The sequence below is a fragment of the Aquirufa avitistagni genome (genome assembly GCF_042715545.1).
GTDB classification, from domain to species: Bacteria; Bacteroidota; Bacteroidia; order Cytophagales; family Spirosomataceae; genus Aquirufa; species Aquirufa avitistagni.
Genome location: NZ_JBBKXZ010000002.1, coordinates 551,704 through 569,127, shown reverse-complemented (window position 1 = coordinate 569,127; position 17,424 = coordinate 551,704). Strand labels below are relative to the sequence as shown.

Annotated in this window: 30 protein-coding genes; 1 reads left to right on the top strand and 29 read right to left on the bottom strand. The window is 40.9% G+C overall.

Features of this window, described 5'->3' with window-relative positions:
* Window positions 1-17 precede the first annotated feature (17 nt).
* From U0R10_RS08310 to rplC, 28 genes are all read right to left on the bottom strand, one after another.
* Entirely contained in the window at window positions 18-1,007 is a 990-nt protein-coding gene (locus U0R10_RS08310) for a DNA-directed RNA polymerase subunit alpha (protein WP_377983498.1), read from the bottom strand.
* 71 nt (window positions 1,008-1,078) lie between these two features.
* Entirely contained in the window at window positions 1,079-1,684 is a 606-nt protein-coding gene (gene rpsD, locus U0R10_RS08305; protein ID WP_377983497.1) for a 30S ribosomal protein S4, read from the bottom strand.
* A gap of 101 nt (window positions 1,685-1,785) precedes the next feature.
* Window positions 1,786-2,181: a 30S ribosomal protein S11 gene (gene rpsK / locus U0R10_RS08300; RefSeq protein WP_315574872.1), complete on the bottom strand. Its 396-nt coding sequence runs from the start codon at window positions 2,179-2,181 to the stop codon at window positions 1,786-1,788.
* A 45-nt stretch (window positions 2,182-2,226) separates the two neighbouring features.
* On the bottom strand, window positions 2,227-2,604 hold the full coding sequence (rpsM, locus tag U0R10_RS08295; protein WP_377983496.1) for a 30S ribosomal protein S13: 378 nt from the start codon (window positions 2,602-2,604) through the stop codon (window positions 2,227-2,229).
* Between the two features lie 40 nt (window positions 2,605-2,644).
* Entirely contained in the window at window positions 2,645-2,761 is a 117-nt protein-coding gene (gene ykgO / locus U0R10_RS08290; protein ID WP_130895424.1) for a type B 50S ribosomal protein L36, read from the bottom strand.
* A gap of 31 nt (window positions 2,762-2,792) precedes the next feature.
* The gene (gene infA, locus U0R10_RS08285) at window positions 2,793-3,011 is read right to left on the bottom strand and encodes a translation initiation factor IF-1 (protein WP_092013982.1); all 219 of its coding nucleotides are present in this window, start codon (window positions 3,009-3,011) and stop codon (window positions 2,793-2,795) included.
* Window positions 3,012-3,021: 10 nt separating this feature from the next.
* Window positions 3,022-3,828, bottom strand: a complete 807-nt coding sequence (gene map / locus U0R10_RS08280; protein ID WP_377983495.1) for a type I methionyl aminopeptidase — start codon at window positions 3,826-3,828, stop codon at window positions 3,022-3,024.
* A 1-nt stretch (window position 3,829) separates the two neighbouring features.
* Window positions 3,830-5,149, bottom strand: coding sequence for a preprotein translocase subunit SecY (gene secY, locus U0R10_RS08275; RefSeq protein ID WP_377983494.1), 1,320 nt, complete (start codon window positions 5,147-5,149; stop codon window positions 3,830-3,832).
* A gap of 17 nt (window positions 5,150-5,166) precedes the next feature.
* Window positions 5,167-5,613, bottom strand: a complete 447-nt coding sequence (rplO, locus tag U0R10_RS08270) for a 50S ribosomal protein L15 (protein WP_377983493.1) — start codon at window positions 5,611-5,613, stop codon at window positions 5,167-5,169.
* 46 nt (window positions 5,614-5,659) lie between these two features.
* A complete protein-coding gene (gene rpmD, locus U0R10_RS08265; protein WP_377983492.1) occupies window positions 5,660-5,839 on the bottom strand; it encodes a 50S ribosomal protein L30 in 180 nt (59 codons plus the stop codon).
* A 34-nt stretch (window positions 5,840-5,873) separates the two neighbouring features.
* Window positions 5,874-6,392: a 30S ribosomal protein S5 gene (gene rpsE / locus U0R10_RS08260; RefSeq protein ID WP_377983491.1), complete on the bottom strand. Its 519-nt coding sequence runs from the start codon at window positions 6,390-6,392 to the stop codon at window positions 5,874-5,876.
* A 6-nt stretch (window positions 6,393-6,398) separates the two neighbouring features.
* On the bottom strand, window positions 6,399-6,746 hold the full coding sequence (gene rplR, locus U0R10_RS08255; RefSeq protein ID WP_377983490.1) for a 50S ribosomal protein L18: 348 nt from the start codon (window positions 6,744-6,746) through the stop codon (window positions 6,399-6,401).
* A gap of 42 nt (window positions 6,747-6,788) precedes the next feature.
* Entirely contained in the window at window positions 6,789-7,346 is a 558-nt protein-coding gene (rplF, locus tag U0R10_RS08250) for a 50S ribosomal protein L6 (RefSeq protein WP_377983489.1), read from the bottom strand.
* A 51-nt stretch (window positions 7,347-7,397) separates the two neighbouring features.
* Entirely contained in the window at window positions 7,398-7,793 is a 396-nt protein-coding gene (gene rpsH / locus U0R10_RS08245) for a 30S ribosomal protein S8 (protein WP_130895432.1), read from the bottom strand.
* Window positions 7,794-7,869: 76 nt separating this feature from the next.
* The gene (rpsN, locus tag U0R10_RS08240) at window positions 7,870-8,139 is read right to left on the bottom strand and encodes a 30S ribosomal protein S14 (RefSeq protein WP_377983488.1); all 270 of its coding nucleotides are present in this window, start codon (window positions 8,137-8,139) and stop codon (window positions 7,870-7,872) included.
* Between the two features lie 41 nt (window positions 8,140-8,180).
* On the bottom strand, window positions 8,181-8,735 hold the full coding sequence (gene rplE, locus U0R10_RS08235) for a 50S ribosomal protein L5 (protein WP_377983487.1): 555 nt from the start codon (window positions 8,733-8,735) through the stop codon (window positions 8,181-8,183).
* Between the two features lie 45 nt (window positions 8,736-8,780).
* Window positions 8,781-9,116, bottom strand: coding sequence for a 50S ribosomal protein L24 (gene rplX, locus U0R10_RS08230; RefSeq protein WP_377983486.1), 336 nt, complete (start codon window positions 9,114-9,116; stop codon window positions 8,781-8,783).
* Window positions 9,117-9,157: 41 nt separating this feature from the next.
* Window positions 9,158-9,526 (bottom strand): 50S ribosomal protein L14, encoded by a 369-nt coding sequence (gene rplN / locus U0R10_RS08225; protein WP_377983485.1) that lies wholly within the window; start codon window positions 9,524-9,526, stop codon window positions 9,158-9,160.
* A 42-nt stretch (window positions 9,527-9,568) separates the two neighbouring features.
* Complete coding sequence (gene rpsQ, locus U0R10_RS08220) at window positions 9,569-9,826, bottom strand: 30S ribosomal protein S17 (protein WP_377983484.1); 258 nt, start codon at window positions 9,824-9,826, stop codon at window positions 9,569-9,571.
* 73 nt (window positions 9,827-9,899) lie between these two features.
* Window positions 9,900-10,091, bottom strand: coding sequence for a 50S ribosomal protein L29 (gene rpmC / locus U0R10_RS08215; protein WP_377983483.1), 192 nt, complete (start codon window positions 10,089-10,091; stop codon window positions 9,900-9,902).
* A gap of 40 nt (window positions 10,092-10,131) precedes the next feature.
* A complete protein-coding gene (gene rplP / locus U0R10_RS08210) occupies window positions 10,132-10,551 on the bottom strand; it encodes a 50S ribosomal protein L16 (RefSeq protein WP_377983482.1) in 420 nt (139 codons plus the stop codon).
* A gap of 44 nt (window positions 10,552-10,595) precedes the next feature.
* Entirely contained in the window at window positions 10,596-11,411 is an 816-nt protein-coding gene (rpsC, locus tag U0R10_RS08205; RefSeq protein ID WP_377983481.1) for a 30S ribosomal protein S3, read from the bottom strand.
* A 23-nt stretch (window positions 11,412-11,434) separates the two neighbouring features.
* The gene (gene rplV, locus U0R10_RS08200; protein WP_377983480.1) at window positions 11,435-11,809 is read right to left on the bottom strand and encodes a 50S ribosomal protein L22; all 375 of its coding nucleotides are present in this window, start codon (window positions 11,807-11,809) and stop codon (window positions 11,435-11,437) included.
* A gap of 36 nt (window positions 11,810-11,845) precedes the next feature.
* On the bottom strand, window positions 11,846-12,124 hold the full coding sequence (rpsS, locus tag U0R10_RS08195) for a 30S ribosomal protein S19 (protein WP_377983479.1): 279 nt from the start codon (window positions 12,122-12,124) through the stop codon (window positions 11,846-11,848).
* A gap of 3 nt (window positions 12,125-12,127) precedes the next feature.
* Entirely contained in the window at window positions 12,128-12,955 is an 828-nt protein-coding gene (gene rplB, locus U0R10_RS08190) for a 50S ribosomal protein L2 (protein ID WP_377983478.1), read from the bottom strand.
* Window positions 12,956-13,000: 45 nt separating this feature from the next.
* Window positions 13,001-13,288 carry a 50S ribosomal protein L23 gene (gene rplW / locus U0R10_RS08185; protein WP_377983477.1) on the bottom strand — a complete coding sequence of 96 codons (288 nt, stop codon included), beginning with the start codon at window positions 13,286-13,288 and terminating at the stop codon, window positions 13,001-13,003.
* A 37-nt stretch (window positions 13,289-13,325) separates the two neighbouring features.
* Window positions 13,326-13,955 carry a 50S ribosomal protein L4 gene (rplD, locus tag U0R10_RS08180; protein ID WP_377983476.1) on the bottom strand — a complete coding sequence of 210 codons (630 nt, stop codon included), beginning with the start codon at window positions 13,953-13,955 and terminating at the stop codon, window positions 13,326-13,328.
* A 32-nt stretch (window positions 13,956-13,987) separates the two neighbouring features.
* Window positions 13,988-14,605 (bottom strand): 50S ribosomal protein L3, encoded by a 618-nt coding sequence (gene rplC / locus U0R10_RS08175; RefSeq protein ID WP_377983475.1) that lies wholly within the window; start codon window positions 14,603-14,605, stop codon window positions 13,988-13,990.
* Window positions 14,606-15,517: 912 nt separating this feature from the next.
* On the opposite strand from rplC, the gene fbaA reads away from it, so the two are divergent.
* The gene (gene fbaA, locus U0R10_RS08170; RefSeq protein ID WP_377983474.1) at window positions 15,518-16,600 is read left to right on the top strand and encodes a class II fructose-bisphosphate aldolase; all 1,083 of its coding nucleotides are present in this window, start codon (window positions 15,518-15,520) and stop codon (window positions 16,598-16,600) included.
* 106 nt (window positions 16,601-16,706) lie between these two features.
* Here the strand turns inward: fbaA and U0R10_RS08165 are convergent, their stop codons facing one another.
* Window positions 16,707-17,318 (bottom strand): transposase, encoded by a 612-nt coding sequence (locus U0R10_RS08165; RefSeq protein WP_377983473.1) that lies wholly within the window; start codon window positions 17,316-17,318, stop codon window positions 16,707-16,709.
* Window positions 17,319-17,424 lie beyond the last annotated feature (106 nt).

The window sequence follows — 17,424 nt, the reverse complement described above, 5'->3', positions numbered from 1 at the left end:
TACTTTTAGTTTAATTATTAATCTTCGTCTAAACGATATTTAGATACATCCATTCCGAACGTTAGACCTTTTTCTTCGATCAATTGTTCTAACTCAGTTAAGGATTTCTTACCAAAGTTGCGGAACTTCATCATATCTGAAATTTCTAATTTCGCTAATTCTCCAAGTGTACGAACGTCTGCAGATTTCAAGCAGTTGTACGCACGAACAGAAAGATCTAAGTCAGCTAATGAAGTCTTCAATAGCTTGCGCATGTGAAGCATTTCTTCATCTACGACATTGTCTTCTTCTGCTTTAGGAGTTTCAAACGTCATTGTTTGATCAGAGAACAACATAAAGTGTTGGATCAAGATATACGCAGCACCTTTCAATGCATCTTCTGGGTGGATAGAACCATCCGTTTCGATATCAAGAACTAATTTCTCGTAATCTGTTTTTTGCTCTACACGTGTGTTTTCAATGCTGAACTTAACGTTCTTGATTGGCGTGTAGATCGAATCGATTGCGATGTGTCCGAAAGGAAGCTCGTTTGCACGAGGCTCATCTGCAGGCACGTAACCGCGACCTTTTTCGATAATTAACTCTACCTCAACTTCTTTAGAAGCATCTAAGTGACAGATAACTAAATCTGGGTTTAGGATGGTAAAGTAAGGAGTGAATTTCGCGATATCACCGGCAGTAATGGCTGTTTGGCCCTTTACTTTCAATGTCACTTTATTCTCTAAAATCTCTTGTGCTTTCTTGAAGCGAACTTTTTTCAAGTTTAAGATGATTTCAGAAACATCTTCATGTACACCTTCGATGGCAGAAAACTCGTGTAAAACACCAGAGATCTTAACACTTGTGATCGCATACCCTTCTAAAGAAGAAAGTAGGATTCTACGAAGTGCGTTACCAATGGTAACACCGTAACCTTTCTCGAGCGGCTTGAACTCAAATAACCCGTGAAAGTCATCGGCTTTCTCCATCACAACTTTTTCGGGCATTTGGAATGCTAATATTGACATATTTCGTAGCTTAAAATGATACTGAAAAAACGTTTTTGGTACTCTTATTTTGATCTAAAAAATCCTAAGGATTATTTAGAGTACAACTCGACAATTGCTTGCTCGTTGAAGTTCTCTGTGATTTGATCTCTTTCTGGGTATGCCAAAAATTTACCTACCATATCACTTTCTGACCACTCTAACCAGTTGTAACGCTTTGGCGAACGACCAGCTAATGAGTTAGTAACAACTTCTAACGATTTCGATTTTTCACGAACACCGATCAATTGACCTGCGCGTAAAGAGTAAGATGGCACATTTACTACTTCACCGTCTACAATGATGTGTTTGTGAATAACTAATTGACGTGCCGCACGACGTGTAGGTGCAATACCTAAGCGATAAACTGTGTTATCTAAACGTGCTTCACACAATTTCAAAAGGTTCTCACCCGTGATGCCCTCTTTAACAGCGGCTTTGTGGAATAGGTTTTCGAACTGACGTTCTAAAATACCATACGTGTATTTTACCTTTTGCTTCTCCTTCAATTGGATGGCATATTCAGAAACCTTTGAACGTTTCCCTTTACCATGCATTCCTGGAGCATAATTCTTACGAGCTAATGCTTTGCTCGGACCTAAAATTGGCTCGCCGAAACGACGCGCAATCTTGGATTTTGGACCTGTGTATCTAGCCATTTTGTTTTAAAAGTCAATGCACCTCTTATGTGCAGTGAAGTAATTAAATTGTGAATAAAAGCGGGGGAAAATAATTACTAATTACCCCTGCATAAAAATTATTAAACGCGACGACGTTTTGGAGGACGACATCCATTGTGAGGCATTGGTGTGATATCACGGATAAGTGATACTTCGATACCTGAGTTTTGGATGGTACGGATTGCAGACTCACGTCCAGCACCCGGCCCTTTTACAAAAACCTCTGCTTTCTTCATTCCTGCTTCAACAGCTACTGCTGCGCAGTTAGATGCTGCCATCTGTGCTGCATAGGGAGTGTTTTTCTTCGACCCACGGAAACCCATCTTTCCTGCTGAAGCCCAAGAGATCACTTGACCTGCTGAGTTTGTAATGGAGATAATGATGTTGTTAAAGGAAGCTTTGATGTGTACTTGACCAACTTGCTCAACTACAACAACCCTTTTCTTCGCTTTATCTTTTCTTTTTGCTTGTGCCATACTATTTGATAAATAAAATTGGGTATGAGGTATTTCCTCTACTTATTACTTAGTTACTTTTTTCTTGTTAGCAACTGTTTTACGACGACCCTTACGAGTACGTGAGTTGTTTTTGGTGCGTTGGCCACGTACTGGAAGACCCTTACGGTGACGCAATCCACGGTAACAACCGATGTCCATCAAACGCTTGATGTTCAACTGAACTTCAGACTTAAGCTGTCCTTCTGTTTTGAATTCAGCGGCGATGATCGCACGGATCGCATTCGCTTCCGTATCGTTCCACTCACCAGCTTTCTTGTCAACGGAAACCGCTGCCTTCGCTAAAATTTTCTGAGCAGTGCTACGACCTATACCAAAAATATAAGTCAATGCAATTTCTCCTCTTTTTTTGTCGGGAATATCAACCCCTGCAATACGAGCCATATAGGTAATTAATTGTTGTGATTAATCAATTTAGTTTGAATTATCCTTGTCTTTGCTTGAACTTAGGATTCTTCTTGTTAATAACGTAAAGCTTACCGTGACGACGAATCACCTTGCAGTCTGCACTACGCTTTTTAATAGATGCTTTAACTTTCATTTTATTTACATTTATGGGTTAAACCCTCTTTTTACTTATAACGATAAACAATTCTAGCTTTACTTAAATCGTAAGGTGACATTTCCAACTTCACTTTATCTCCTGGCAGAATCTTAATGTAGTTCATGCGCATCTTGCCTGAAATGTGGGCAATCACTTGATGCGTATTCTCTAATTCTACCCGAAACATAGCGTTCGAAAGAGCTTCCAAAATAATTCCGTCTACTTCTATCGAAGATTGTTTGGCCATAATCCTTTATTTAAATGTTCAACAATACAGTTGATGTTTTTAATACTTCTTCAATGTAAGCAAACGTTGTCAACGCTTTCGGACCATCCTTTGTCACGCCTACCGTGTGCTCAAAATGTGCACTCGCTTTGCGATCAATCGTACGGATTGTCCAGCCGTCCTTGTCCACCGTAATCTGGCGTTTCCCCAAATTGATCATCGGCTCGATCGCAATGACCATACCTTCTTTCAATTTAGCTCCATCACCGCGGCGTCCATAATTTGGAACCTCAGGACTTTCATGTAGATTTTTACCTACACCATGCCCCACTAATTCCCGAACGACTCCGTAGCCCAATGCCTCCGTATACGACTGCACCGCACTACCCACATCTCCAATTCGCTTACCCGCATGGGCTTGATTCAAACCCTTATACAAGGACTCTTTTGTCGCTTGCATTAACTCTTGTACATCAGCCGCAACATTTCCTATTCCATAGGTATAGGCGCTATCGGCGTGAAATTTATCTTTGTACACCCCTGCATCAATCGAGATAATATCTCCGTCTTGCAAAGTCAAATCCCCTGGTAATCCGTGAACGACTACGTCATTCACCGAAATGCATAAGGAATATGCGTACTTTTTATCTCCTACTTGGTAATTTAAAAAGGAAGGATGTGCTCCATGGTCCTTAATAAATTGGTAAGCAATCTTGTCTAACTCCAGTGTAGTAACTCCCGGCTTTACCGCCTTCGCTACTTCGGCATGACACTTTCCAAGAATTTCCCCATTCGCTTGAATGATGGCCATCTCTTCTGGCGTCTTTAAGTAAATCATCTTAACGAGTGATCACTTCAGAACGACCCTTTACGCGTCCCGACTGCATTAAACCTTCATACTTACGCATCAACAAGTAACTTTCAACTTGTTGCAATGTATCTAAAACTACGCCCACAAGGATTAACAAAGATGTTCCTCCAAAGAACGAAGCAAAACCACGGGTCACACCAAACAAGTTGGCAATCGCCGGAAGAATCGCAATAATTGACAACATCACAGCACCAGGCAACGTAATACGATCCAAGATGCTCGCAATGAAACCGGCTGTTTCTTCACCTGGCTTAACACCTGGTACGAAACCACCACCACGCTTCATGTCGTCTGAAATTTGTGTTGGGTTAATCGAGATGGCTGTATAGAAAAATGTAAATACAATAATCAAGAATGCGAACAACACATTGTATTGCCAAGTAGTAAAGTCGCCAAACGACTGAGCTACCGATGAGGCAAATTCAGATTTATCCGCAAATGATTGAGCGACTAAACCTGGAATAAACATTAAAGCTTGGGCAAAGATGATTGGCATAACACCAGAAGCATTTAGCTTCAACGGGATGTATTGACGCTCACCGCCTACAGCCATATTACTTCCTACTACTTGCTTTGCATATTGAACTGGAATACGGCGAACAGCTTGTGTTACCATAATCGCACCCATAACGATAAAGAATAGGGCAATAACTTCAATAATGAATAATAAAGCACCAGCCATACCACGAGATCCTGCTTCTTGTAAAATAGACGCTGGGAAACGAGATACGATACCGATCATGATCAACATTGAGATACCGTTACCAATACCTTTGTCGGTGATTTTCTCTCCCAACCACATACAAAACATCGTACCACCTACTAAAATGGCAACACCGTATAAACGGAAGAACCAAGGATCTACTAAGATTGCCTCCGTAGGAATGGTTACTTGCAAATAGGTAAAACCTTGCGCTGCGGTAACAAAAATGGTTAAGATACGGGTGATTTGGTTCAATTTCTTGCGACCAGACTCACCGTCTTTTTGCATTTTTTGGAAATAAGGAAGCGCAATCGTCAATAACTGAATCGCAATGGAAGCTGAGATGTACGGCATGATACCTAACGCAAATACAGATGCATTGCTAAGGGCTCCACCGGAGAACATGTTCAACAAGCCAAATAGACCACCGTCACTTGGTTGCGAAAGCTTCGTCGCGTCTACACCTGGTAGAACGATATAAGAACCTAGACGAAAGAAGGCAATAAAAAGCATCGTATTTAGAATACGGCCTCTTAATTCCTCGATCGAAAAGATGTGCTTGAAAGTTGTTATTAACTTGTTCATTCGATTAGAATAGGGGATTAACCAACAATTGCTTTACCGCCAGCAGCTTCAATAGCAGCTTTAGCAGCACCCGAGAAACCTTTTACTGTAACCTCTAATGCAGAAGTAACAGCTCCACGGCTAAGGATTTTCACTAAGTCTGACTTAGATACTAAACCGTTGCTGTAAAGTGTTTCAAATGTGATTACTTTCGAACCTGTCGCGTCAGCTAATGCTTGTAACGTATCCAAGTTGATTGCTTTATATTCTACACGATTGATGTTCTTGAAACCGAACTTAGGAACACGACGTTGGATAGGCATTTGACCACCTTCGAATCCACGCTTACGTGAGTAACCTGAACGAGACTGAGCTCCTTTGTGACCACGAGCAGAAGTTCCACCTAAACCAGAACCTTGACCACGACCTACTCTTTTTCTAACTTTTACTGAGCCTTCAGCAGGCTTTAATGACGATAATTTCATTGTAATTGGGGCTTAACGCTGCCGTTGCCGGCAACTCGCGTGTTAATTAAATATTTTCTACTACGATTAAGTGACCTACCGCACGAATCATACCCGCAATGGCTGGGTTTAACTCATGTTCTACGGATTGACGAATCTTTCCTAATCCTAAAGCTTGGATCGTACGTTTTTGTACTTCCGGGCGCTTAATTGCACTTTTTACTTGAGTAATTTTAACTTTAGACATTGTATGTTCTATTAGAGAGGCTTACGCGCTCTGATTATCCATTAAATACTTTTGCTAATGAAATGCCACGTTGGAACGCTACACTATGTGGAGCACGCATCTTCACTAACGCATCGATTGTTGCCTTCACCACGTTGTGTGGATTAGATGAACCTTTAGATTTTGCTAGGACATCATGGATACCCGCAGATTCTAACACGGCACGCATCGCACCACCGGCGATCAATCCTGTACCTGGAGCAGCTGGCTTAATTAAAACGAAACCGCCAGAGAATTTACCTAATTGCTCGTGAGGAACTGTTTTCTTCAACAAAGGAATTTGGAATAAATTTTTCTTCGCATCTTCGATCCCTTTTGTGATCGCGTCTGTTACTTCGTTTGCTTTTCCTAAACCGTATCCAACGACACCGTTACCATCTCCTACTACCACAATGGCAGAGAAACTGAAACGACGACCACCTTTTACCACTTTAGCAACACGGTTGATGGCTACTACCTTCTCCTTCAACTCACCTTCGTTAACCTTTACAGGTTTTGCTTGTAATTGCGACATATCTTATTAAAATTGTAAGCCACCCTCGCGAGCGCCTTCAGCTAATGATTTAATTCTTCCGTGATATAAATAACCGTTACGATCGAAAACTACTTTCGTAATTCCTGCAGCCGCAGCCGCTTTCGCGATTGCTAAGCCTACCGTTTTCGCAGCTTCGATGTTATTGTTTACTTTGTCCTTCTTGTAAGAAGTCGCAGAGAACAATGTTTTTCCAGCCAAATCGTCTACCAATTGCGCATAAACTGCTGTATTAGAACGATATACTGTTAAGCGCGGACGCTCTGCTGAACCAGCTATTTTAGCACGTATCGCACGTTTGATGCGGGTTCTACGTAAATCTTTTGTTGTTGCCATTGTTTAACTTGTTTGTGTGGATTTCCGGCCCACGCTAATTATTTATTTCTTACCGCCTGCTTTACCAGCTTTACGACGAACTTGCTCACCCAAGAAACGAACACCTTTACCTTTGTAAGGCTCCACTGGACGTAATGATTTGATTTTAGCAGCTACTTGACCGATCAATTGCTTGTCGATACCTTCTAAAACAACCATTGGGTTCTTTCCTTTTTCCATCGCAGTAACAACTTTGATTTCAGAAGGAATAGCCATGAAAATAGCGTGAGAATATCCCAAGCTTAATTCCAAAATATTTCCTTGATTAGCGGCTTTGTAACCAACACCGATAATCTCTAAATCTTTCTTGTAGCCTTCACTTACACCTACAACCATGTTGTTGATCAATGAACGGTATAAACCGTGCATCGCTTTGTGACGCTTTTGCTCAGTTGGACGAGCTACTGTCAACACACCATCCTCGATATTAACGATGATATCTTGATCAATTTGTTGAGACAAAGTACCCTTAGGGCCTTTTACTGTCACTAAATTACCAGCGCTAACATCTACAGTAACTCCTGCAGGTAATGTGATAATTTTTTTTCCAATTCTAGACATAAAAAAATGATTTGCTTAAATTACGAGTTGCCTCCTTTCAGCGTGAAACAATTAATATACGTAACAAAGTACCTCTCCACCTACGTGAAGTGTACGTGCTTCCTTATCTGTAATTACTCCTTTTGAAGTAGATAAGATAGCGATACCTAAGCCGTTCAATACACGTGGCAACTCTTCAGCGCCATTGTACTTACGAAGACCTGGTTTAGAAATACGAGTCAAGTTCACGATAGCAGGTTGCTTCGTTACTGAGTTGTACTTCAAAGCTATTTTGATTGTTCCTTGTACAGAAGAATCATCGAACTTATAGTTTGAAATGTATCCCTTATCAAAAAGCACTTTCGTGATTTCTTTTTTGATATTGGAAGCAGGAATTTCAACTACCCTATGGCGTGCCTTCAAGGCATTTCTCAATCGGGTTAAATAATCTGCTATTGGATCTGTCATTGCTTTTAAATTTGCCGCATGCCGTTAAAATGGCCTGCAAAATTACAAAAATGAATTTAATTAATCAAATTTTAGTTTACCAGCTGGATTTTGTAACCCCTGGGATTAAACCGTTGGACGCCATTTCACGGAACGTAACACGGCTAATTCCGAACTTACGCATATATCCACGAGGACGACCTGTTAGTTTACAACGGTTGTGTAAACGCACTGGAGAAGCATTCTTAGGTAATTTATCTAATCCTACGTAATCTCCAGCTGCTTTCAAAGCTGCACGCTTAACTGCATACTTAGCTACAGTTGCTTCGCGTTTTCTTTCTCTTGCTTTTACTGACTCTTTAGCCATTTTGTAAAAATTTAAAGGTGTTATTAAAGCCTAAAGGCCACTTATTTTTTGATATTTGAAAAAGGCATTCCAATCGCTGCCAATAAAGCATAAGCTTCTTCATCTGTAGGTGCAGTCGTCACAAATGTGATGTCCATACCTGAGATTTTAGACACTTTATCAATTGAAATTTCAGGGAAGATAATTTGTTCCTTCACACCTAAGGTATAGTTACCACGGCCATCGAAACCTTTCTCTGATACTCCTTTAAAGTCACGTACACGAGCTAAAGAAACCGTAGTCAAACGATCTAAAAACTCATACATACGATCTCCACGTAACGTTACTTTCACACCAATCGGCATGTTCTCGCGCAACTTGAAGTTTGAGATCGCTTTCTTAGAGATTGTTGCCACCGCCTTTTGACCAGCGATTTGTGAAATTTCTTCTACTGCAACATCAACTAATTTTTTGTCGGATACTGCTGCTCCAACACCCTTGTTGATTACAATCTTCGTAATCTTAGGTACTTGCATTACTGATTTGTATTCGAACTTAGTTTTTAAGCCTGGTACAACCTCCTTCAGATAACGCTCTTTTAATCTAGGTACTGCCATGTTCTTATATTTTGTGGATTTCCGACCCACGTTTTACATTCAATATTATGCGATAAACTTACCTGTTGTCTTTGAGTAACGTTGTAATTTACCTTTCTCGTTTAATTTACGACCCGTGCGAACAGCCTTTCCATTTTCTACCACCATTAGGTTAGAAATGTGGATAGATCCCTCACGCTTTTCGATACCACCTTGTGGATTGCTCGCTGAAGGCTTCACGTGTTTTGTTTGAAGGTTAGCACCTTCGACAATTGCACGTGATTTCTCTGTGATCACTTCTTGGATAACACCTGTTTTACCTTTAGCGTTACCAGCGATAACCATCACAGTATCACCTTTCTTGATGTGCAATTTTGTTTGCTTGATAATTTTCTTTTCCATGGTATGATTCTTTCTATTGGTTCCCCAATATGTCATCTATCTTATAAAACTTCAGGGGCTAAGGAAACAATTTTCATAAATCCTGCCTCACGTAATTCACGTGCAACTGGCCCGAAAATACGTGTTCCTCTTGGCTCATCATTCGCGTTTAATAACACAGCTGCGTTATCTTCAAAACGAATATATGTTCCATCCTTACGACGAATTTCTTTCTTAGTACGCACGACAACCGCACGAGAAACCGTACCTTTTTTCATGCTAGATGAAGAAAGGGCTGATTTTACTGAAACGACAATTTTATCGCCTATAGACGCATATCTTTTACCAGTACCACCTAGCACACGAATTACCAAAACTTCTTTTGCTCCAGAATTATCCGCTACGCCTAATCTTGATTCCTGCTGTAACATTATCTTTGATCTTTAAAATTAAAATTTGATTAACAAGTAGTCTTATTTCGCCTTCGCGATAACTTCAACTAATCTCCAACGCTTATTTTTTGAAAGAGGACGCGTTTCCATCACTTTCACTGTATCACCGATACCACACTCGTTATTTTCATCGTGTGCCATCAATTTAGTAGTCTTTTGTACGAACTTTCCGTACAAGGGGTGTTTTACCTTACGGTCAACAGTTAATGTGATTGATTTATCCATCTTATCACTAACTACTTTCCCAATCCTTACCTTTCTTAGATTTCTCTGTTCCATCGTTGGTTTGTTACTTGTTAAACAATTGACCATGAGCGTTATATCGACACGGTCTATTAAAAATTAATTAATCTTAAGCATTGATTGCCTTCGTTAGAGCAGTCTCTAATTTGGCGATCAATTTACGGTTTTCACGAATACGCATTGGGTTCTCGATCGGTGAAATAGCGTGTGCTAATTTCAAACGAGTCAAGTTCTCTTGCTCAGCCGCAATGGCTTTCTTTAATTCGTCTACTCCTAATTTGTTTATCTCTGCGTTTTTCATAACAATGCTATTTGGATGTTTAAACCTCCAGGTTTAAAACCTATTCTGAATAATCTCTACGTACGACAAATTTCGTGCGCATCGGCAATTTTTGCGCAGCTAAACGTAATGCCTCTTGCGCTAATGCTAACGGTACACCCGCCGATTCAAACAAAATAGTTCCTGGACGAACGTTTGCTACCCAATACTCAGGAGCTCCCTTTCCTTTACCCATACGAACCTCTGCAGGTTTTTTCGTAATCACTTTGTCAGGGAAAATTCGAATCCAAACCTGGCCCTCACGCTTCATAGCACGAGTTACCGAAATACGAGCCGCTTCGATTTGACGTGCTGTAATACGTCCTGGCTCTAACGATTTAATAGCGAATGATCCAAAATCAATTTCGTGACCACGGGTAGCAACACCTCTTACACGGCCTTTCTGTGACTTACGAAATTTCGTTCTTTTTGGTTGTAACATCTTCTTAAAAGTCTAATATCTATTTCTAAATTAATTTTAGGCAATTAGCGTTTTCCACCACGACCACGGTTACCCGCTCCTGGACCACCTGCCTTGTTACGATCTCCACCTTGATCACCATCTGGACGACGTCCGCGACCACCACGGTCACCTGGACGACCACCACGGTCACCTGGGCGAGAATCTGCTGCTGTAGACTGCAAGCCCATGTTCGCATTTGGCGACAAATCTGGCTTACCGAAAACCTCACCACGGAATACCCATACCTTGATACCGATCTTTCCGTAAACAGTTAACGCTTCTGAGATCGCATAATCCACATCCGCACGCAGCGTATGAAGCGGAATACGTCCCTCCTTATATCCTTCAGAACGTGCCATTTCAGCACCACCTAAACGACCTGATAATTTCAACTTGATTCCTTGAGCACCTACACGCATCGCTGAAGCGATTGCTTGCTTCATCGCACGACGGAAAGAAATACGAGCTTGTAATTGTTGAGCAATTGCCTCACCGATCAATTTCGCATCGATTTCTGGACGCTTAATCTCAAAGATGTTGATTTGAACATCCTTACCTGTGATTGCTTTTAACTCTTCTTTTACCTTGTCAACTTCAGCACCTTGCTTACCGATAACCACACCAGCACGAGCTGTGTTGATTGTCAATGTAATGCGCTTTAAAGTCCGCTCAATAATAACTTTAGAGATAGAGCCTTTTGGAATACGAGCAGCAACATATTTTCTGATTTTCTCGTCTTCGACTAGTTTATCAGCAAATGTCTTGCCTCCGTACCAGTTAGAATCCCAACCTCTTACGATACCTAATCTTAATCCAACGGGGTTAATTTTTTGTCCCATTTCTTGTTTTATCTAATAGTTAATTATTCTGCTGTAGTTTCTGCCAAAATAGGAGCTGCCGAAGAAGCTACTACGATGGTAATGTGATTCGAACGCTTCAAGATGCGGTGACCTCTTCCTTGCGGAGCAGGACGTAAACGCTTGATTGAAGCTCCTCCATCAACGAAGATCGTTTTGATGAATAAATCTGATTCCTCAATTTTAGCATCCACATGCTTGTTTTGCCAGTTAGAAACGGCTGAGAGTAATAATTTCTCGATAGCCTTCGCACCAACTTTGGGCTCAAATTTTAAGATACCCAACGCTTTGGATACTTTCTGTCCACGTACCATGTCTGCGACAATACGCATTTTCTGCGGCGACGTAGGAACATTTCTTAATTTAGCAATTGCTTCCATTTTCAATATTGATTACAAGACCAGCTGGTCTTTTTATTATCTTTTACCTTTGTCTTTTTTCGCAATGTGACCACGGAAATTACGCGTCGGTGAAAACTCACCTAACTTGTGACCTACCATGTTCTCAGTTACATAAACCGGAATAAATTTATTCCCATTGTGAACCGCGAATGTGTGACCAACGAAATCCGGAGAAATCATTGAACGTCTTGACCAAGTTTTGATTACTGACTTCTTGCCAGAATCATTCATAACTTGAACCTTGTTATCAAGGCGGTAATCAATGTAAGGACCTTTTTTTAGTGAACGTGCCATCTACTATTTTTTTCTTCTACTGATGATAAGACGATTAGTGTGTTTTTTTGGATTACGAGTTTTCTTACCCTTAGCCAATAAACCGGTACGAGAACGAGGGTGACCTCCTGATGAACGACCCTCACCACCACCCATTGGGTGATCGACTGGGTTCATTACAACACCACGAACACGTGGACGACGACCTAACCAACGATGACGACCTGCTTTACCCAAGTTAACGTTCATGTGATCCGAGTTAGATACCGTTCCAATTGTCGCAAGACAACGAGCCAATACCATACGCATCTCACCCGAAGGCAACTTCAATGTCGCATATTTTCCATCACGCGCTAACAACTGAGCATACGTACCAGCCGAACGAACCATTTCAGCTCCTCTACCTGGTTGCAACTCAATCGCGTGAACTAATGTACCCAAAGGGATATTTGCCAAAGGCAATGTGTTACCTACTTCTGGAGCCACTGACTCACCTGAGATAACTGTTTGGCCTACTTGAATACCTGCAGGAGCTAAGATATATGTCTTAACACCATCTGTATATTCGATCAAAGCGATACGTGACGTACGGTTTGGATCATACTCAACTGTCAAAACAGTTGCAGGTACATCAAACTTTTGACGAGCGAAATCAATCACACGGTAACGACGCTTGTGACCACCACCGATATAACGCATCGAGCGACGACCATCTGCATTACGTCCACCGGTACGCTTGATAGGCTCCAAAAGGGGCTTATACGGCTTGTCCGTAGTAATCTCCTCGAACGTCGGCGCAATGCGATGACGCTGTCCTGGAGTAGTTGGTTTAATTTTTTTAATTGCTGCCATTTAATTAGTTCAATTTATCGGGATGAACCCCCTTAATTATTTTTATTAAATTCCTTGGTAGAAGTCAATTACTTCACCTGCTGCTACTGTAACGATCGCCTTCTTAATTGTAGACGTACGTCCTGAAGTAACTTTTGTACGCGTGCTCTTGGATTTTACTTTTCCAATTTGACGCATCGTTTGTACATCTTGTACATCGACACCGTACATTTTCTTAACCTCCTTGGCAATTTCAATCTTGTTTGCTGTCAATTCAACCACAAACACGTATTTGCCTTTTTCTTGCATGGCTTGCGACTTTTCAGTCAAGGCCGGACGTTTAATAATGCCCATTGTTTATTTCGTTTAAACAGAACCGAAGTCCCGCAAATTATTTACTAAATGTTGACTCAATTTTTTGGATCGCATCCACCGTGATTAACAATTTCGATGCGTTAACCAAATCATATGTATTCACATCAGCCGCGTTTGAAACTTTAGCCTTTGGAACATTACGACCAGACAATACCACATTCTTGTCCACATCGTTTGTGATCAATAATGATTTTGTGTTGTCTAAAGAAAGAGCTTTCAACATAGCTAAGTATGCTTTCGTTTTTGGTGTATCAAATGATACGGTATCCAAAATCGCGATATCACCTGACTGAGCCTTTGCTGCTAACGCAGATTGACGCGCCAATGACTTCACTTTCTTATTCAATTTAAAATGGTAATCACGTGGACGTGGACCGAAGATACGACCACCACCTTTCATCAAAGGAGATTTCATCGAACCCGCACGCGCGCCACCCGTACCTTTTTGTTTCTTAATCTTACGCGTCGAACGCGAAACTTCTGCACGCTCCTTAGCTTTGTGAGTTCCTTGACGTTGGTTAGCTAAATATTGCTTCACATCTAAGTAAACCACATGCTCGTTTGGAACAATTCCAAAGACCTCATCAGAAAGAGTTACTTTCTTTCCGGTGTCTTTTCCTGCGATGTTATATACTGATAATTCCATACTTCAGAATGTCTATAGGCTATGCCCGAATTTTAATTTTCAATGATTACGTATGAGTTCTTAGCTCCAGGAACTGATCCAGAAACAACTAACAAGTTCTTATCTGAATAGATCTTCAAAACTTGTAAGTTTTGAACCTTTACACGATTACCTCCTGTACGACCCGCCATACGCAAACCTTTGAATACACGAGATGGGAATGAACAAGCTCCAATAGAACCTGGGTGACGACCACGATTATGCTGACCGTGAGTTTGACCACCCACACCGGCAAATCCGTGACGCTTAACAACACCTTGGAAACCTTTACCCTTTGAAGTACCTACTACGTCAACAAAAGTTTCAACTTCTAACATATCAACAGTTAAAACATCCCCTAATGCTAAAGGCTGCTCAAACGTGCGAAATTCAACAAGTTTCTTCTTTGGAGTCGTGTTTGCTTTTTTGAAGTGACCCAACAATGATTTTGTTGTGTGCTTATCCTTCTTCTCACCATAACCGATTTGAACGGCGTTATAGCCTTCTTTCTCAACGGTCTTCACCTGCGTAACCACGCAAGGTCCGGCTTCAATCAGCGTACATGCAACGGATCTTCCGTCTTCCATGTATAGGCTGGTCATTCCGATTTTTTTACCAATAATTCCAGACATAGTATTTTTTTATAATTAAAAAATATGCTTACAAGGCTATCGAGGCTTGTTGTAAGACTTTTATTCAAAATCGTTTCGCAACGATCTAAGAATCACATTAAATAAAAAGCAGAATTGGTAAAAGGCGACAAGATGACACCACTGTGGATAACAGTGAAAAACACCTTGTGTAGCTTAATATTTAATTCATGGGCTGGGCATTCAGCGATCATAAATCAATACCAGTTCTGACACAAAAATCGAGCTTATCTCAATTTTAGACCTGTTTCGACACGTATTTCTGTGTTTTGAATAAATTCGAGAAGTTCTGCCAACCTCTTTCGGAATTGAAAACTACGTTTGTCGAACGGGAGTGCAAAGGTACAGAAAAAAATAACACGTGCAATAGGTTGGGTAAAAATATTTTGAAAATCAAGGAATTAGGGGGGAGTGGCTAGTAGTAAGTAGCCAGTCGCTAGTCATCAGTCACTAGTCCGAAGTCCGGAGGGGATGAGTCCGAAGTCCGAAGGAAAAAAGGACAATGTTTATTTACTTCTAAATATGAGTTAGTAGTCAGTGGTCAGTAGTCAGTCCGAAGTCCGAAGGAAAAAAGGACAATGTTTATTTACTTATAACTATGAGTTAGTAGTCAGTGGTCAGTAGTCAGTCCGAAGTAAGAATGAAAAACAACGACAAAGTGTATTTACTTCTAGCTATAATCTAGCGACTAGTGACTAGCGACTGGTGACTGACCACTTTCCCCTCCGGACTCCGGACTTCGGACTAACTACTGACTACTGACGACTTGCGACTCCCCTAAAATTGTATTTTTCTCATTTTCATGCCTAGAAATTGAACTTATTTTAGTATTTTTGGCCTTTAATTGCTGAAAATCAGGTACTTTATATTTATTTCCCAAGAAAAAAAATCATTATGTCAAGTTTATCCACTCAAACAGGAGTATTGCACGGAGATGCGGTGCAGGAATTATTCGAGATCGCAAAAAAGAACCAATTTGCCCTTCCAGCTGTAAACGTTACAGGTACTAACACAGTAAACGCAGTATTAGAAGCTGCCAAAGCTGTTAACTCACCCGTAATCATCCAATTCTCAAATGGTGGCGGTATTTTCTACGCTGGAAAAACCCTTTCAAATGAAAATCAAGCTGCAGCCGTAGCTGGTTCAATCGCAGGCGCATACCACGTTCACCAAATGGCCAAAGCCTACGGCGTTCAAGTTGTCCTTCACACCGACCACTGTGCTAAGAAACTTTTACCTTGGATAGACGGTCTTTTAGACGCTGGCGAAAAATACTTTGCTGAAACTGGCCAACCGCTATTTTCTTCCCACATGATCGACTTATCAGAAGAGCCTTTGGAAGAAAACTTAGAAATCTGTGCCAAATACCTAGAGCGTATGTCCAAAATGGGCATGACACTTGAAATCGAGCTAGGTGTAACTGGTGGTGAAGAAGATGGCGTGGACAACTCTGACGTTGACTCATCTAAATTATATACCCAACCTGAAGAAGTAGCTTACGCATACGAGGTATTGAGCAAAATCTCACACCGCTTCACCATCGCAGCAGCATTCGGAAACGTACACGGTGTTTACAAACCAGGTAACGTAAAATTGCAACCCGTAATCTTGAAGAACTCGCAAGAATTCATCAAAGAGAAATATAGCCTAGCTGCTCAGAAACCTATCAACTTCGTATTCCACGGTGGTTCAGGTTCTTCTCGTGAAGAAATTCGTGAGGCACTATCTTATGGTGCAATCAAAATGAACATCGACACAGATACACAATGGGCATTCTGGGACGGTATTTTAGGATTCTACAAAGCAAACGAAGGTTACTTACAAGGTCAAATCGGCAACCCAACAGGCGAAGATTCTCCAAACAAGAAATACTATGACCCACGTGTTTGGTTGCGTAAAGCAGAAGAGGCATTAGTTACTCGTTTAAAAACTGCTTTCGAAGATTTGAACGCCACAAACGCGAACCAATACTTATAATCTTTCGAGATATTTGAATTAAAAAGGGGGCTGCTGCGCAGCCCCCTTTTTTCTTACCTTTGCCAATCCTCCAAGGTTTGGCAAAGGTAGGGGATTTTAAGATTTTTTAATCTTCATCTCCGGACAAAAAAGAACGAATATCAACATCCTGATCTTCTTTCATATGAAATTGCGTAAACTCACGTAGACTCCCAAACCAGTCCAACACAAACTTTCGATCAACCACCGATTCACTGGGTTTAACAATATATTTATACGAACTCCAATCCCACGTGCGAAAGTCGGCACACAAATGATTCTTTTCCGGATTCGCATGAATGTAATGAATCAGATAAGTTAGATAATAGTCGTCGCCAACAAGCACCCGCTTGAATGGACCTTCAAATAACGACCCAGTACGAACATGATTCTTGTTGAACGCCAACGCATAAGTTCGAAAGAAGATTTTAAACTGCCCTGCAATTAATTCGTGTTCTGTTCGCCCCATAAGCTGCTCAGGACTGAAATAACGTACGCGAACTAAAAAATGATAATGATTTGCATTCAGACTATAAGAAACGACATCCAAATACCCTTCCAAGTAACGCTTCCAAAGCAACATGAAATAATGATAATTCGAGCGCGACTTAAACATCAACTTGCGATCAATGGCCCGATTATAAATGTGATAAAACTTGCCTGACTCAAATCGAGTCAAATAATGAGATAAATGTGACATAGTGATTAGATTTTTCACTAAAACTAAGCACATTAAGCAAGCCTAAATAACCTATTTCAAAAGTTATCAAGTTCCTGATATTCTATTTAAACAGCTTGAATTTCCC

Excerpts from the sequence above, each read along its gene's own strand:
- U0R10_RS08310 (WP_377983498.1), bottom strand. The coding sequence starts at position 1,007 with ATGTCAATATTAGCATTCCAAATGCCCGAAAAAGTTGTGATGGAGAAA.
- rpsD (WP_377983497.1), bottom strand. The coding sequence starts at position 1,684 with ATGGCTAGATACACAGGTCCAAAATCCAAGATTGCGCGTCGTTTCGGC.
- rpsK (WP_315574872.1), bottom strand. The coding sequence starts at position 2,181 with ATGGCACAAGCAAAAAGAAAAGATAAAGCGAAGAAAAGGGTTGTTGTA.
- rpsM (WP_377983496.1), bottom strand. The coding sequence starts at position 2,604 with ATGGCTCGTATTGCAGGGGTTGATATTCCCGACAAAAAAAGAGGAGAA.
- ykgO (WP_130895424.1), bottom strand. The coding sequence starts at position 2,761 with ATGAAAGTTAAAGCATCTATTAAAAAGCGTAGTGCAGACTGCAAGGTG.
- infA (WP_092013982.1), bottom strand. The coding sequence starts at position 3,011 with ATGGCCAAACAATCTTCGATAGAAGTAGACGGAATTATTTTGGAAGCT.
- map (WP_377983495.1), bottom strand. The coding sequence starts at position 3,828 with ATGATTTACTTAAAGACGCCAGAAGAGATGGCCATCATTCAAGCGAAT.
- secY (WP_377983494.1), bottom strand. The coding sequence starts at position 5,149 with ATGAACAAGTTAATAACAACTTTCAAGCACATCTTTTCGATCGAGGAA.
- rplO (WP_377983493.1), bottom strand. The coding sequence starts at position 5,613 with ATGAAATTATCGTCATTAAAGCCTGCTGAAGGCTCAGTAAAAGTTAGA.
- rpmD (WP_377983492.1), bottom strand. The coding sequence starts at position 5,839 with ATGTCTAAAGTTAAAATTACTCAAGTAAAAAGTGCAATTAAGCGCCCG.
- rpsE (WP_377983491.1), bottom strand. The coding sequence starts at position 6,392 with ATGTCGCAATTACAAGCAAAACCTGTAAAGGTTAACGAAGGTGAGTTG.
- rplR (WP_377983490.1), bottom strand. The coding sequence starts at position 6,746 with ATGGCAACAACAAAAGATTTACGTAGAACCCGCATCAAACGTGCGATA.
- rplF (WP_377983489.1), bottom strand. The coding sequence starts at position 7,346 with ATGTCTAGAATTGGAAAAAAAATTATCACATTACCTGCAGGAGTTACT.
- rpsH (WP_130895432.1), bottom strand. The coding sequence starts at position 7,793 with ATGACAGATCCAATAGCAGATTATTTAACCCGATTGAGAAATGCCTTG.
- rpsN (WP_377983488.1), bottom strand. The coding sequence starts at position 8,139 with ATGGCTAAAGAGTCAGTAAAAGCAAGAGAAAGAAAACGCGAAGCAACT.
- rplE (WP_377983487.1), bottom strand. The coding sequence starts at position 8,735 with ATGGCAGTACCTAGATTAAAAGAGCGTTATCTGAAGGAGGTTGTACCA.
- rplX (WP_377983486.1), bottom strand. The coding sequence starts at position 9,116 with ATGGAAAAGAAAATTATCAAGCAAACAAAATTGCACATCAAGAAAGGT.
- rplN (WP_377983485.1), bottom strand. The coding sequence starts at position 9,526 with ATGTTACAGCAGGAATCAAGATTAGGCGTAGCGGATAATTCTGGAGCA.
- rpsQ (WP_377983484.1), bottom strand. The coding sequence starts at position 9,826 with ATGGAACAGAGAAATCTAAGAAAGGTAAGGATTGGGAAAGTAGTTAGT.
- rpmC (WP_377983483.1), bottom strand. The coding sequence starts at position 10,091 with ATGAAAAACGCAGAGATAAACAAATTAGGAGTAGACGAATTAAAGAAA.
- rplP (WP_377983482.1), bottom strand. The coding sequence starts at position 10,551 with ATGTTACAACCAAAAAGAACGAAATTTCGTAAGTCACAGAAAGGCCGT.
- rpsC (WP_377983481.1), bottom strand. The coding sequence starts at position 11,411 with ATGGGACAAAAAATTAACCCCGTTGGATTAAGATTAGGTATCGTAAGA.
- rplV (WP_377983480.1), bottom strand. The coding sequence starts at position 11,809 with ATGGAAGCAATTGCTAAATTAAGAAATGTTCCTACGTCGCCGCAGAAA.
- rpsS (WP_377983479.1), bottom strand. The coding sequence starts at position 12,124 with ATGGCACGTTCACTAAAAAAAGGTCCTTACATTGATTACCGCCTTGAT.
- rplB (WP_377983478.1), bottom strand. The coding sequence starts at position 12,955 with ATGGCAGCAATTAAAAAAATTAAACCAACTACTCCAGGACAGCGTCAT.
- rplW (WP_377983477.1), bottom strand. The coding sequence starts at position 13,288 with ATGGGCATTATTAAACGTCCGGCCTTGACTGAAAAGTCGCAAGCCATG.
- rplD (WP_377983476.1), bottom strand. The coding sequence starts at position 13,955 with ATGGAATTATCAGTATATAACATCGCAGGAAAAGACACCGGAAAGAAA.
- rplC (WP_377983475.1), bottom strand. The coding sequence starts at position 14,605 with ATGTCTGGAATTATTGGTAAAAAAATCGGAATGACCAGCCTATACATG.
- fbaA (WP_377983474.1), top strand. The coding sequence starts at position 15,518 with ATGTCAAGTTTATCCACTCAAACAGGAGTATTGCACGGAGATGCGGTG.
- U0R10_RS08165 (WP_377983473.1), bottom strand. The coding sequence starts at position 17,318 with ATGTCACATTTATCTCATTATTTGACTCGATTTGAGTCAGGCAAGTTT.